The organism is Promicromonospora sp. NPDC050249 (genome assembly GCF_040656015.1).
Taxonomy (GTDB): domain Bacteria; phylum Actinomycetota; class Actinomycetes; order Actinomycetales; family Cellulomonadaceae; genus Promicromonospora.
The window spans coordinates 154,645-168,011 of record NZ_JBFAKY010000003.1; the positions used below are offsets into that span (position 1 = coordinate 154,645).

Annotated in this window: 9 protein-coding genes; 8 read left to right on the forward strand and 1 reads right to left on the reverse strand. The window is 73.5% G+C overall.

Annotated elements, in window-relative coordinates; all coding sequences use genetic code 11:
- Window positions 1-25: 25 nt before the first annotated feature.
- From AB0I32_RS03690 to AB0I32_RS03720, 7 genes are all read left to right on the forward strand, one after another.
- Window positions 26-583, forward strand: a complete 558-nt coding sequence (locus tag AB0I32_RS03690; RefSeq protein WP_357502992.1) for a hypothetical protein — start codon at window positions 26-28, stop codon at window positions 581-583.
- Window positions 584-711: 128 nt separating this feature from the next.
- The gene (locus AB0I32_RS03695; protein ID WP_357502994.1) at window positions 712-3,870 is read left to right on the forward strand and encodes a choice-of-anchor M domain-containing protein; all 3,159 of its coding nucleotides are present in this window, start codon (window positions 712-714) and stop codon (window positions 3,868-3,870) included.
- Window positions 3,871-3,922: 52 nt separating this feature from the next.
- Window positions 3,923-6,418, forward strand: coding sequence for a TIGR03773 family transporter-associated surface protein (locus tag AB0I32_RS03700; protein ID WP_357502996.1), 2,496 nt, complete (start codon window positions 3,923-3,925; stop codon window positions 6,416-6,418).
- On the forward strand, window positions 6,415-8,025 hold the full coding sequence (locus tag AB0I32_RS03705) for an anchored repeat ABC transporter, substrate-binding protein (RefSeq protein ID WP_357502998.1): 1,611 nt from the start codon (window positions 6,415-6,417) through the stop codon (window positions 8,023-8,025). Before AB0I32_RS03700 ends, AB0I32_RS03705 begins: the two co-directional genes overlap by 4 nt.
- A gap of 11 nt (window positions 8,026-8,036) precedes the next feature.
- Window positions 8,037-9,077: a choice-of-anchor M domain-containing protein gene (locus tag AB0I32_RS03710; protein ID WP_357503000.1), complete on the forward strand. Its 1,041-nt coding sequence runs from the start codon at window positions 8,037-8,039 to the stop codon at window positions 9,075-9,077.
- Window positions 9,074-9,940, forward strand: a complete 867-nt coding sequence (locus AB0I32_RS03715) for an anchored repeat-type ABC transporter ATP-binding subunit (RefSeq protein WP_357503002.1) — start codon at window positions 9,074-9,076, stop codon at window positions 9,938-9,940. The genes AB0I32_RS03710 and AB0I32_RS03715 overlap by 4 nt, the downstream gene beginning before the upstream one ends.
- Window positions 9,937-10,800, forward strand: coding sequence for an anchored repeat-type ABC transporter permease subunit (locus AB0I32_RS03720; RefSeq protein ID WP_357503004.1), 864 nt, complete (start codon window positions 9,937-9,939; stop codon window positions 10,798-10,800). The genes AB0I32_RS03715 and AB0I32_RS03720 overlap by 4 nt, the downstream gene beginning before the upstream one ends.
- Window positions 10,801-10,827: 27 nt before the next feature.
- Here the strand turns inward: AB0I32_RS03720 and AB0I32_RS03725 are convergent, their stop codons facing one another.
- Entirely contained in the window at window positions 10,828-12,627 is a 1,800-nt protein-coding gene (locus AB0I32_RS03725) for a hypothetical protein (RefSeq protein ID WP_357503006.1), read from the reverse strand.
- A gap of 74 nt (window positions 12,628-12,701) precedes the next feature.
- Here AB0I32_RS03725 and AB0I32_RS03730 point away from each other — a divergent pair, with 74 nt between their 5' ends.
- Entirely contained in the window at window positions 12,702-13,361 is a 660-nt protein-coding gene (locus AB0I32_RS03730; RefSeq protein WP_357503008.1) for an SAVMC3_10250 family protein, read from the forward strand.
- Window positions 13,362-13,367: the final 6 nt, after the last annotated feature.

Below are 13,367 nucleotides of genomic sequence, written 5' to 3' on the forward strand. Positions count from 1 at the left end.
GCGTGCACCGAGATGGAGGAATCAGATGATGATCGAGCGAAAGAGCGGGCGTCGGATCGCGACGGTGCTGGTCACGATGGGTGCGACCGCTGCGATGGCCGGGGCCCTTGCGGCACCGGCGGCCGCTGCCGACCGCACCTCTGGCCATTTCGACGTCGCCGCCGAGGTCGAGTGCGATGCGTTCGGCGGGGTGACCGACGTCGCGGTGCACGTGCACGAGCACGTCGGCGGCACCGAGGTGGAGCTGCCCGCGGGTGACTGGCTGACCTTCACCGGCACCACCGGTCCTGAGGTCGGCTTCACCGTCGAGCCCGGCGCGTCGTGTGGCGGTCTCGACGTCGTGTTCGAGCCGAACGTGCTCGCGGGATCGAGCACGGGCGGGCGGGTCTCGGGGACGGGCGGCGCGGGCAGCTTCACAGCCACCCGGACGGCCGCCTCCGGCAGCCTCGTGCTGGACGGTTCCGGGCACGAGGACCTCGCGTGGTCCTTCAGCCGCACCGGGACCTACCGGCTGTCGTTCGACGTGAGCGTCAACGGCGGTGCGCCCGTGCTGTCCGAGACGCTTCCGCTCAAGCGCTCCTGACCTGGTCGGTAGTCGCTGGTCGGGGAGGGCGGCCGTACCGCCCTCCCCGCACTACCCGGGCCCTGCTGGACAGGCCCGCACCGAGATGGCCCGCACCGAGATGGCCCACACCGAGAGGAACGCCCTTCGTGGTCAGAACGTCCGTACCGGGTCGCCGCGCCGCGGCTGCCGCACTTGCCGTAGGGCTCGTCGCGGTAGGTATGCCTGTCGCAGCATCCGCCACGGCCTGGTCGGCGCTGGCCGGCACCGGAAGCGAACCGCCGTCGCGCATCGTCCTCGACGAGGGCAACGCGTTCGTGAACGCCCTGCTCGTGGACGGTGAGCCGGCGATCGACGTCGGCTGGTCCGCCGAGGCCGGCCCCACCACGATCTCCGACCGGTACGCCCCGGACGACGTGGTCGTCTCCGTGCCGCGGCCCATCGCCCTCACGACCCCGGACGACGCGGGGCTGGCGCCGCTCGGTCCGCCCGGAACACCGCTGTGGGCCACGAGCCAGGACTTCCCGACGCTGGACTACGCGGGGACCGACGTCGTGCCGCGGCTGAACAACTACGGCCTGCCGCGCGAGCAGGTCGCCCGGAACGGCGTCGCATGGGAGATCACCGGGGTGCGCGGAGGCGGGCTGGTCGCGATCGGCGGCCCCGTCCCGATGCCCGACGTGCCCATGAGCCGCGTCTGGTACGCCGGGTACGGGCTGCGCTCCGACGTCATCTGGACGCCGAGCACGACGAGCATCTCGCCGCCGCAGGCCCAGGGTTGGCTGTTCTCGGAACTGGGGCTGCACTGCCTGGACCTGCGGGTCTCGGTGACGGGTACCGACGGACAGGTCCGGACCTCGCCGACGGTGACCGTGCGCGTGGCCGTCGGGAACGTGCCCGACGCCGCGACGGCCGATTGTGGTGCCCCGGTCGATCCCGACCTCCCGGTGCTCCCGCCCGACGGTCCTGGCGACCCCGACCCCGATCCCGACCCGGGCACCCCCGACCCGGACGACCTGACCGACCCGCGCAACAACGTGCTGCTGCCCGCCACACACTCCGACCTGTCCCTGCGCCCCGGCGCCGACGAGCTGCGCCTGCTGGTGCGGGAGTCCCACGGCAGCACCCTCAGCTGGTACGACCCGGCGACGCTCGTGGTCCACGTGCCCGACGCCGCGCGGGTCACCGTGCCCGAACCGACGGCGTCCGCCGACTCGACGTTCCTCGCGCCCGCGGGCTCGGTGATCCACCGGCTGCCCAAGGTGCCGAAGACCGGCCTGCCGTGGCTCGGCGTCTCCTCCGAGACGTTCAGCGCGCAGGACTACGAGAGCCTGCCGATGCTGCGGCTGGAGAGCGTGACCGGCGCGGACGGCGGCCCGCCGCCCGGCGAGTTCTTCCTCGGCGCCGACGAGGACCACGTCCGCTCCGGCGCAGCCCCTTGGTTCTCCACCCGGCAGGGCCTGCCCCAGGCCCACCCGGCGCTCGCGCCTGCGCTCGCCCACCAGCACCTGAGCTGGGACTTCACCGCCCCGGGCACGTACTGCGTGCGGCTCACCTCCACCGCCGCGGCGGTGGAGGGCGGTGCGCGCGACGACGACGCCGTGCTCACCTTCGTGGTCGGCGGCTCGGCCCACGATCCGACGTCGGCGCCCACCTGCATGCAGCGCGACGCCGACCGGGCGCGCAGCCATGACGACACCCCGGAGGATGCTGTTCCGGGCGAGGTGACGCGCGTCCCCGCCCCGGAGGAACGGGGGCGGGCATCCTTCGCCGCGCTCGCACCGCGCCTGGCCGACGGCGACCTGCGGGCCGACCTGGTGACCGGGGACCTGCGCGGGCACGGCGTGCGCCACGACCCGGCGGACGTGGTGCTCGCGACGGGCACCACCTCGCGCGGCCTGCACGTCGAGCGCCTGCTCGAGAACTGGCGCGACGCCGAGCAGGAGTACGTGGACGGGTACCAGCTGGGGCCGGGGTCGGGCCTGCTCAACGCGGTGGACCTCGACCTGGCGCACCTGGACCGGGACGCGTGGCGCGGGGACCTGACCTGGACTCTCGACCGGGCGACGGGCCCGGGCGGCTTCCTCGTGGTCGACGACCAGCAGGCGCTCGTCGCCGGGCACAAGGGGGCGCTGCTCAGCACCGTCCCGGGTCACGAGGCGTCTGGCTCGTCGGTCAGCCCGGGCGGGGTGCACCTGCTGCGCTGGGTCTTCACGGAACCCGGCCGGTACTGCGTGACGACCATGCTCGCGGGCGCCACGGCAGACGGGACCGCGGCGGCGGCGACCACCACGCTGACCGTCGCGGCAGGCATCGACCCGGCAGGGGTGGAGCCGTGCCCGCCCGGCGGTGATCCCGGCGACCCGGACCCGGGCGACCCGGGCGATCCCGGTGGCCCTGGTGACCCGGACGGGTGGCCCGTCACGGACCGGACGGTCCTGCGCAGCGGCCACGTCGACCTCCTGGCCCGGATCACCGGCGCCGGCCTCACCACGGTGGTGCGCGACGACGCCGCGGTCCCGTCCGAGGAGCACGACCCGTCGGAGGTGGCGTTCGCCGTGCCGGACGGCGCGGGCGTCGTCGTACCTGACGACGAGCGGTACGCCTTCCTGGGCGAACCCGGCGACCGGATCTGGGTGCTGCCCGAGAGCCCGACCCCGGACCTCGTCTGGCCGGGCTGGAACCTCGACGTGGCGGACGGCGGCGCCGCGGACGCCGTCCGCTGGGCGCTGCTCGCCGTGGACGGACCCGGCGATTTTGTGCTCTTCGACTCCGGCGGTGACGGCTTCGGCGCGCCCCGCGTGCTGCTCGGCCCCGGCACGGACCGGCTCGACTACGCGCAGCACGCGCACGGCTCCTGGGCGTTCGACGTCGCCGGGGTGTACTGCCTGGACGTCTCGCAGACGGCGCTCGACGGCGACGGCCCGACTTCCGCGACCGACGCGGCGACCCTGCTCTTCGCCGTCGGCGTGGACGCCCGCCGCGTGACGGAGGAGCACTGCGGCCTCACCGCGGAGGAGTTCGACGCGGGTCCGGACGGTCCCGGCCCGAGCCCGAGTCCCAGCCCGAGCCCCGGCCCGGACGGCCCGGGCCGTGACGACGACCCGACGCCCCCGCCCGGCGCCTCGCCGACCGGGAACGACGGAACACCCCCGACCGCCACCGCGCCGGACGGCGGGCACCTCGCCGCGACCGGATTCAGCGCAGGCACGGTCGCGCTGCTCGCGATCGCGCTCGTCGGAACCGGCCTCGTGCTGGTCGGACTCCGGCGCTGGTCACGAGCGCGGCACCGCGCCAGCGCCGGGTGAAATGCCACATTCGTTCTTGATAACGATTCTCAGTCCTGGTTCACTTCGATCCGTGACTGAGAATCGTTCTCATAAGTTCGGAGCCCTTGCGGCCGCCGTCGCGCTGCTCAGCGCGGTGGTCGTCCCCGCGCTCGGCCCGACGGCGCTCGCCGCGGGGCCGGCGTCCGCCGCGGTGCCCGACCGCCAGTTCGTCCTCGACCGCGGCCACGTCGACGGCTTCGAGACCACGTACGACGCCGAGACCGGCAAGCTCGCGCTGTCGGTCCGGGACGACACCCGGATCTACGACGGCGGGCCCGTCTACCGGACCCCCGAGTCGACGACGTTGGCCTACGAGGACGCGCAGAGCCAGGTCACGCTTCCCGCGGCGGAGGGCGGCTGGGCCTTCCTCGGTGAGCACGGCGGAGCCACCGTATGGCTCGGCTCGCAGACCGGCGAGGACCAGGGGTACAGCCCCTGGGTCGGCTGGAGCACCGAGCGGCTCCTGGACTCGCTGGCCGGGACCGGGATCACTCCCGCCCCGGGCCGGCCGGTGTCGCTCGACGTCGCCGTCGACGGTCCGGGTGACGTGTTCACCTTCCAGAACGACTCGTTCGGCCAGCCGGTCAACCGGTACGTGGACACGACGACCTCGGACGGCGGGACCATCCCCGTCGCGGCGAACGCGCACGTGCACAGCAACTGGGTGTTCACCGCCGAGGGTGACTACACGCTCACCGTGACGCCGTCGCTCGCGACGTCGGACGGCGCGACGGTGACCGGGGACGCCGCGACCTACCACGTGCGGGTCGGCGAGCGGCCGGAGCCCACTGCGACGCCCACCCCGACACCGAGCCCCACACCCAGCGCGACCCCCACCCCTACGCCGATTCCCAGCCCGACCCCGACGCCGCGCCCCACACCGACCCCGAAGCCCACGCCCAGCCCGACGCCGACCGACCCGGGCACCGCCCCGGTACCGGACCAGGACCGCCGGTTCGTGCTCGACCACGGGCACGCCGACGTGTTCGAGACCAGGTATGACGCCGCGTCCGGGCGCCTGGCCCTGTCGGTCAAGGACGACAGCCGCATCCATGCCGACCGCACCGTCTACCGCTCGCCGTCGAAGGTGACGCTGGCCTACGCGGACCCGCGCGGCCAGGTGGAGCTGCCCGAGGCGACGGGCGCCTGGGCGTTCCTCGGCGAGCACGGCGGCAAGACTGCCTGGCTCGGTTCTCAGACGGGCAGCGACCAGGCGTACCTGCCGTGGGCCGGCTGGAGCACGGAACGGCTCCTTCCGTCGCTCGCGGGGACGGGGATCACGCCCGCCGCGGGCAGTCCCGTGTCCCTGGTCGTGAAGGTCACGGGCCCTGGTGACGTGTTCACGTTCCAGAACGACTCGTTCGGGCAGCCGGTCAACCGGTACATCGACACCAGGGCGTCCGACGGCGGGAAGATCCCCGTGGCCGCGAACGCGCACGTGCACACCAACTGGGTGTTCACCGCGGCGGGCGACTACCACCTGAAGGTGACCCCGCGCCTGCGGACGTCCGACGGCCGCACGATCACCGGGCCCGCCGTCGACTACCACTTCCGTGCGGGAGCTGAGCAGACCGACGACCCCGACGGCGACGGCCCGGGGAAGGACCCGGGCAAGAACCCGGGCACCGGTCCGGACGACGACCCGGGCACGGATCCGGAGAAGGACCCGAGCGACGACAACAACCCGGGCACCGACCCGGGAGCCGTCGGGACCGGCCAGGACGACCCGCAGTGCGTCGCCCAGCCGGTCACCAGCGAGGTGAGCACGCCCGAGGTGGGCGGCATCTCCTCCGGTCACTTCGACTTCGGTTCGATGGTGGAGGACGGCAAGCTCGTCGCCCAGGTGAAGGACGACCGCGAGCAGCCCTCGTCCTGGGTCGACCCGGCGTCGCTCACCTTCAAGCTGGGCGAGGCGGCCGAGGACAAGGTCCCTGCGGGCAGCGAGTTCGCGTTCCTGGGCACGGCCGGCTCGACCATCTGGTCGGTCGGTCAGGTCCAGGAGACCGGCGTCCCGTGGATCGGCTGGAACACGCAGCACCCCAGCCTGATCGAGGCGGCGGACGGACCGGTCACCTTCACGCTCGACGGCGTCGACGGGCCCGGCGAGCTCGGGGTGTACGCGACGGGCACGTTCGGGGGAGTGGGGGCCAAGAACTTCGGCACCCTGGAGGGCTTCCCGAGGTCCATGTCCGTGCCGCTCAACCAGCACGTGCACGCCAGCTGGGCGTTCACGAAGCCCGGCGTCTACTCGGTGACCATGACGCAGTCGGTCCCGCTCAAGAGCGGCGGCACGGCCTCGGACGCGGCGACGTTGAAGTTCTCCGTCGGTGACACCGCGGGGACCACCACGAGGACGACCTACGTGGGGCGGACGCCGTCGGGCGAGGAGTGCGACCTCAGCGCCGCGCAGCGCGCGGCCCTGGCGAGCACGGGTGCGAGCGTGTTCCAGCCGCTCGCGCTGGCGGGCCTCCTCCTGCTCGCGGGCGGGCTGCTGATCGTCGTCGCGCAGCGGCGTCGCCGGGCATGACCGCGACCTCACGAGGGCGGGCCGCCGCGGTCGGCATGGTCGCGGCGTGCTCGCTGGTCCTCGCGGGCTGCGCGGGTGACACCGGCGCGGCCGACGACGGCAGGCTCCACGTGGTGACCACCACCGCGATCCTCGCCGACCTGGTGCGGAACGTCGCCGGCGACGCGGTGGACGTCACCTCGATCGTGCCGCCCACCGGCGACCCGCACTCCTACGACCCGACCCTGCGGGACGTGCGCGACGTCGTCTACGCCGACGTGGCCTTCAGCAACTACCTGCTGCTGGAGGACCACTCGGTGGTCACCACGCTCGACGCGAACCTGCCGGACGGCGCCCCGAACATCTCGCTGGCGGAGTCGGCGACGAAGTACGCCGCCGAGGTGATCCCGCTGGTCGAGAACGTCAACCTGGACACCGTCTGGCTGGGCCTCCGGGTGAGCGGCGCGGGCGAGGAGCTCGGGGCGACGCGCGCCTCCGAGGTGCGCCTGCGCGCGACGGACGTCGAGGGGCCCGGACGCCTGGCGGGATACCTGACCGAGACGTTCGGCCGGCCGCGCACCTACTTCGACTCGGGTGACGGTTTCGACGCCGCCGACGGGTACGCCCGGGACACGGCCACCCTGCCCACCGACGCGCACACGCACATGAGCTGGGCGTTCACCGAACCGGGCAGCTACCGGCTGGAGCTGGAGTCCGACCTGGTCGCCGAGCCGGGCGGTCAGCCGCAGGAGCTCGGCAAGGCGACCGTGACGTTCGCCGTCGGCGTCGACCCGCACTCCGTGCCGGGTATGGCGGGCGCGCGGGTGCTGGACGGCGGGCACGCGGACGTCACGGTGGACCTCGACGACGGCGCGATCCTGTTGCAGGCCGACGCGCCGGTGGACGAGGCCGCGGACGAGGACGAGGGCGACCACGACGATGGCGGGCACGCGCAGGCCGCGACGCTGGACCCGGCCCGGACCGTGGTGTCGGTGCCGAACAAGGCGCTCGCCTCGGTGCCCGCCGAACCGGGGTTCGGGTTCCTCGGCCGCCCCGGGGACCAGGTCTACCTGCTGCCGCAGGCGGTCCTCGGCAAGCACGTGCACGGCGAGATCGACCCGCACCTGTGGCAGGACGTGCGCAACGCCCAGGCGTACGTCGAGGTCATCCGCGACACCCTGGCCGCTGCCGCACCCGGCCAGGCGGCCCGGTTCCGGGCGAACGCCGAGTCCTACCTGGCCGAGCTGCGGGAGACGGACGCCTACGTGGAGCGCACCATCGCTCAGATCCCCAGGTCGCGCAGGCACCTGGTGACCACGCACGACGCGTTCGCCTACCTCGGCAGGGCGTACGACGTCGACATCGCGGGCTTCGTGACGCCGAACCCCGCGTCCGAGCCCAGCGTCGCCGACCGGATCAAGCTGACCCGGACCGTGCAGGCGCTCGACGTGCCCGCCGTCTTCCTGGAACCCAACCTCGCCGCGCGGTCCACGGTGCTCACCGAGGTGGCCCGCGAGAACGACCTGCGCGTGTGCGCCATCTACTCCGACGCGTTCGACGACCGCGTCACCACCTACGTCGACCTGATGCGCGCCAACGCCGACAGCCTCCGCCGGTGCCTGACATGAAGGAGTACCCCATGACATCCCGGACCACGCGGATGACATCCCGGACCGCGCGGCGCCGCAGCGCGGTCGCGTGCACGGCGGCGCTGCTCGCCGGCCTCACCCTCGGCGTCGCGCCGGCCGCCCTGGCCGACGCGCCGTCCGCACGCTCGGACGAGGCCGGCCTGCAGCAGACCGTCGAGGCCGACGAGAAGGTGGTGACCGAGGACGCCGTGGTGACCGACGGGCACGTCGACGTCGGGCCGCGGTTCATCGACGGCGAGTGGACGATGCTCGCGCGCGACGACCGCGAGGTCCCGTCCGTCTGGCGCGATCCCGAGCGCACCGTCCTGCACCTCGGCGACGCGGCGGTGCTGCCTGCGCCCGACGGCCCCGACTACGAGTTCCTCGGTGTCGAACCCGGCACGCCGCTGCACGTGGTGCCGCAGACGCAGGCGCCCGGCGTCGTCTGGCTCGGCTGGAACACCCAGGACCCCCGGGTCGTGGACGCGGTGGAGCAGGGTGCGTCGCTGCGTCTCGACGGCGTGGACGGTCCCGGCGAGGTGTTCGTGTTCCTGCAGGAGGGCGTCACCGGGCCGCCCAACGTGCTGTGGAACTCGGGCGAACCCCTGCCGCAGGAGCTGTGGATGGAGGTCAACACCCACGTCCACGCCAACTGGGTCTTCACGGAGCCCGGCATCTACCGCCTCGACGTCACGATGCTCGCCGAGCTGACCGACGGGACCCAGGCCGAGGACGAGAGCACCCTCGTGTTCGCGGTCGGCGAGGACACCGATCCGGCGGAGGCGCTCGCGGCGGTGGCCGACGACGCCACCCCAGCGGCGGGCGAGCCGAGCGCAGGCGGCTCACCGGACGCCTCGCCGTCGTCCGACACGGATGCTGGGGTCCTGGACGCGCCGGAGGCGAGCGCCTCCTCGGACGACGCGGGCCTGGCCGCGCCGGTCTGGTGGGCCGCGGCAGCCGGACTGGTGCTGCTCCTGGTCCTGATCGTCCGCGTGGTGCGCACCCGCCGGGCGCGGGCCGCCGCCGACCAGGACGCGGGGGAGGAGGCATGACGGCGACGATCTCGGGCGACGCGAGCACCTCGGTGGCGGCGGCGTCCGCCGCTGTGCTCGAGGTGCGGGACCTGGCGGTCGTGCTCGGCGGCCGGCCCGTGCTGGAGGACGTCCGGCTCGACGTCGCCGAGGGCGAGCTGCTGGGCCTGGTCGGCCCGAACGGTGCGGGCAAGACGACACTGCTGCGGGCCGTGCTGGGACTGGTGCCGTCGTCCGGCCGGATCAGCGTCGCGGGCGAGGAGGTCCGCTCGGGCAGGGCACGCGCCCGGTCGGCGCGTACTCGGTCGGCCCGTGCGACGCGGTCGATCGGCTACGTGCCGCAGCGCCACGAGTTCGCCTGGGACTTTCCCGTCACCGTCGAGGAGGCGGTGCTGACCGGGCGGGTCGCGCGGATCGGCTGGCTGCGCGGCGCCGGGACGGACGACTACCGGGCGGTACGCCGCGCGCTGGACCGCGTGGAGATGATCCACCTGCGGACCCGGCCGGTCGGCGAGCTCTCGGGCGGGCAGCGGCAACGGGTCCTGGTGGCTCGCGCGCTGGCCCTCGATCCGCGGATCCTCCTGCTGGACGAGCCGTTCACCGGCCTGGACGTACCCACGCAGGAACACCTGACCGAGCTGTTCCGCGAGCTCGCGGACGAGGAACGAGCAGTGATCATGACGAACCACGACCTGGTGGGCGCGGTCCACGCGTGCGACCGCCTGTGCCTGCTGAACCGGACGGTGGTCGCGTCGGGCACGCCGGCCGAGCTGGCCGGGCCCGAGCCGTGGATGACGGCGTTCGGCGTCTCCGCCGGGTCGCCGTTGCTCACGGCGATCGCGCAGGTCGCGCAGGGCCGGCCGGACGGCGGTGGCCGCGCGTGATCTCGCCGGTCGACTTCGTGGGCGACCTGCTCAACCCCGACCTCGCGTTCCTGCCCAAGGCGCTGCTCATGGCGGTGCTCTCCAGCGTGGTGTGCGGCGTCGTCGGCACCCACGTGGTGCTGCGCGGCATGGCCTTCATCGGCGACGCCGTCGCGCACGCCGTGTTCCCCGGCCTCGCGATCGCCTTCGTGCTGCAGGGTTCGCTCGTGCTCGGCGGCGCCATCGCGGGCATCACGACGGCGCTGCTCGTCGCGCTGTTCTCCCAGAACCGCCGGCTGCGCGAGGACTCGGTGATCGGCGTCTTCTTCGTCGCCGCGTTCGCGCTCGGGATCGTGATCATCTCGGCGGCCCCCGGGTACGCGGGGTCGCTGCAGGACTTCCTGTTCGGGTCCATCGTCGGCATCCCCGAGGAGAACGTCATGATCGCGCTCGTGGTCGGGCTGGTGCTGATGACGGTGCTGTCCGCCTTCCACAAGGAGCTGGTCGCGGTCAGCCTGGACCGGGAGACGGCCCGCGCCCTCGGGCTGCCCGTGCTCCGGCTCGACCTGCTGCTGTACGTGGTGGTCGCGGCCGCCATCGTGATCTCGGTGCAGACCATCGGCAACGTGCTGGTCCTCGCGCTGCTGGTCACGCCAGCCGCCGCGGCCCGGCTCCTGACCGACCGGCTCGGCCCGATGATGCTGCTCGGCCCGACCATCGGCGGGGGATCGGCGCTGGTGGGCCTGTACCTGTCGTGGAGCCTCGACCTGCCGGTCGGCGGCACGATCGTGCTCGTCGCGACCGCCGTCTTCCTCCTGGCCTGGCTGCTCGCACCACGGCACGGGGTGCTGGCCCGCGCCGTGACGCCGCGGCCCGCATGACGAGACCCGGGGCCCTCGGGCCCCGGGTCAGCCTCGTTCGTTGTTCGCGATGATCTCGTCGAACTTCGCCTTGAGGGTCCTGGCGCCCTGGAGCAGCCGGCGCGCCGACTCGTCGAGCGTGGGGCCCGCCTCGAAGCTGGTGGCGTCGGCGCGGTGCCGCAGGGTCTCGCACTCCACGACCAGCGGGTGCCGTCCCGGGGCAGCCGAGAGGACGGGCATCAGGGCCTCCATGCCCAGTGCGGCCCGCAAGATCTTGATGCTCCGTGAAGTCGGCTCGGCGGTCAGCGCCGCTATCGCCTCGCCCAGCCCGTCCGACGTCGCGCGCAGCCCCATGAGGACGTCCCCCTGGCGGGCCTTGGCGTCGGCGACCGCGCCGATCACCTCGACGTAGGCGAGGCGGTGGGCCGGGCTGACGGTACGGGTGAGGAAGCCGACCACCCCCGCGGCGTCCAGGCAGGCCATCGCAGGCTCCCACTGCCGGGAGTCGACGTACCCCTTGCTGATCGCCCGGAGCCGGTTCATCAGTCCGGGGGCCTGTTCCAGCTCGGAGTCGGACAGCTGCGACAAGGTCTCGGCCGCGCCGAGCTGCGACAGCATGCCGCCCAGGCGCAGCTGCACGCCGCTGGTGGCGATGCCGATCCCTCGGCGCAGCTCGGGCTCGTCGATCACCGAGCCGGTGTCGGCGTCCGCCCTCAGCACGTAGGCCTCGGTGAGCCGTGCGGCGGCCTCGACGAACTGCGACTCCACCAGCGCGGTCTGCCCTGCTGAGGCCAGCGCCCAGGCCCGTACCGGGTCGAGCTCGGGGCGGTCGAGCGCCTCGAACCGCACCACCCGGAGCGCGGCCTCGGCCCGGGTCGTGCCGTCGCCGTCCGCGAGGGCCACCGACTCGGCCTCGTACAGCTCGTCCACCGCGTGCCGGAGCGCGGGGGAGGAACCGGCCAGCGCCCGGACAGCCGCAAGGCCGTCACCGGTGGACACGAAGGTCAGGGTGTGGCCGTCGGCGGTATGGGCCGCCGGCCGGGACCGGGCAGCGGCGACGGGCCGCCACGGTGCCCACGGGGTCCCGTCCAGGTAGGGCCACTCGTCCAGCGCGAGCGCCGAACGCAGCGACTTCCGCAGGAGCACCAGGAGCGACGGGAGCCCTGGCAGCGGGTCGGCGCGCAGCAGGTCGGCGGCGAGCGGCCAGTCGTCCAGCGCTGTGAGCTGGGCGTGGACGGTGTTGTGCATCATGCCCTCGAGCAGGGTGACACCGCGCCCGGCGTCGTCGAAGCTGACCATGTAGGCGATCCCGTTCTTCCAGGTCCCCTTCTTCAGCTGCTTGAGCCAGGCGCGCCCGTCCTCGTTCGAGGCCCAGGTGATCTCGCGGGGGAGCTCCCGGCCCGGTTCGATCTCGACCAGGAAGCCGTGCGCCCGCCGTGCGCGCCGGAAGACGTACAGCACCGCCTGCTCGGCCGGGTCCTGGCGGCCGACCAGGCCGATGACGCGCCGCAGCTCGATCGGCGCCATGGCGTCGCGCAGCCAGGGCGGGTCGTCGACGACAGGGAGCATCGACCGGGCCGCGGCACCCGCGAGCCGTTCGAGCTCGCCGTCGTTGGCGGCGGCCATCGCGTACAGGACCGCTCGGGCCTCCGGCGTCCCCTGCGCGGCCAGCTCCCGGAGGACGGCGTCGCGACCCGGGCCGTCGCAGAGGTCGGCGGTGAGGTGCAGGGGGATGCTCGCCACGGCGCCGAGGTACTCGGCCAGCACGGCGTCCGACTGCTGCAGGAGGTCGGCGCTCCGGAGCAGCGCGTGGCGGACGGCGTGCTCGACGTCGACGGACCGGTGCATGCGTCCCATGATCCCGTACGCCGCCGACGGATACCATGACCTGCGAACACGCTCATGCTTAACGAGGAGCCACGGTGTCACTGAGCTACTACCTGTACATCTCGGACTCCAAGATCGACATGATGCTGCCGCAGATCGACCCCGGCTCGACGAAGGGCCACCAGACCGAGCTGTCCATCGGTCTGAAGATGTTCGGCGCAAGGCGGACCTCCGTGTCGGTCCCGGGCGCCGACCGGATCGCCCGGCTCGAACGGGTGGTCCGCCACCTGAGCGACACCCGGTCGGTCGGGTCGCTCGACGCACCGGAGAGCTTCTTCTGGGGGCTGATGCCCATGCGCTGGCGGGTGATCCCGAGCGAGACCGGCGGACCGCTCGCGTTCTTCGGCGGCACCTGGGAGGGCAAGTCGGTGGGGCTCGGCGGGTCAGGCCGCCATCTGCTCGGCTCGGGCACGCCGGAGAGCGGGCTCTCCACGGGGTCGATGGCCCCGGAGCTCCTGGACGGGATCGCCTCTTCCGAGCTGGAGGACGAGCTGGTCGTCGACGCGGTCGAGGACGAGATCGACGGGGATCTCGGCGCGCTCGAGACCGTCCGGAAGGCGGTACGGGACCTGCGCGGACCGACGCAGAACCTCGAGTTCGTGGCCAAGCGGCTGCTGGACGGCGACGCCGGCGGCCCGGACGGCCCGCAGCCGGTGCTGCTCGGCACGCCCGTGTACGTGGCCCTCGTGGACTGAGCCGGC

Excerpts from the sequence above, each read along its gene's own strand:
- AB0I32_RS03690 (WP_357502992.1), top strand. The coding sequence starts at position 26 with ATGATGATCGAGCGAAAGAGCGGGCGTCGGATCGCGACGGTGCTGGTC.
- AB0I32_RS03705 (WP_357502998.1), top strand. The coding sequence starts at position 6,415 with ATGACCGCGACCTCACGAGGGCGGGCCGCCGCGGTCGGCATGGTCGCG.
- AB0I32_RS03710 (WP_357503000.1), top strand. The coding sequence starts at position 8,037 with ATGACATCCCGGACCACGCGGATGACATCCCGGACCGCGCGGCGCCGC.
- AB0I32_RS03715 (WP_357503002.1), top strand. The coding sequence starts at position 9,074 with ATGACGGCGACGATCTCGGGCGACGCGAGCACCTCGGTGGCGGCGGCG.
- AB0I32_RS03725 (WP_357503006.1), bottom strand. The coding sequence starts at position 12,627 with ATGCACCGGTCCGTCGACGTCGAGCACGCCGTCCGCCACGCGCTGCTC.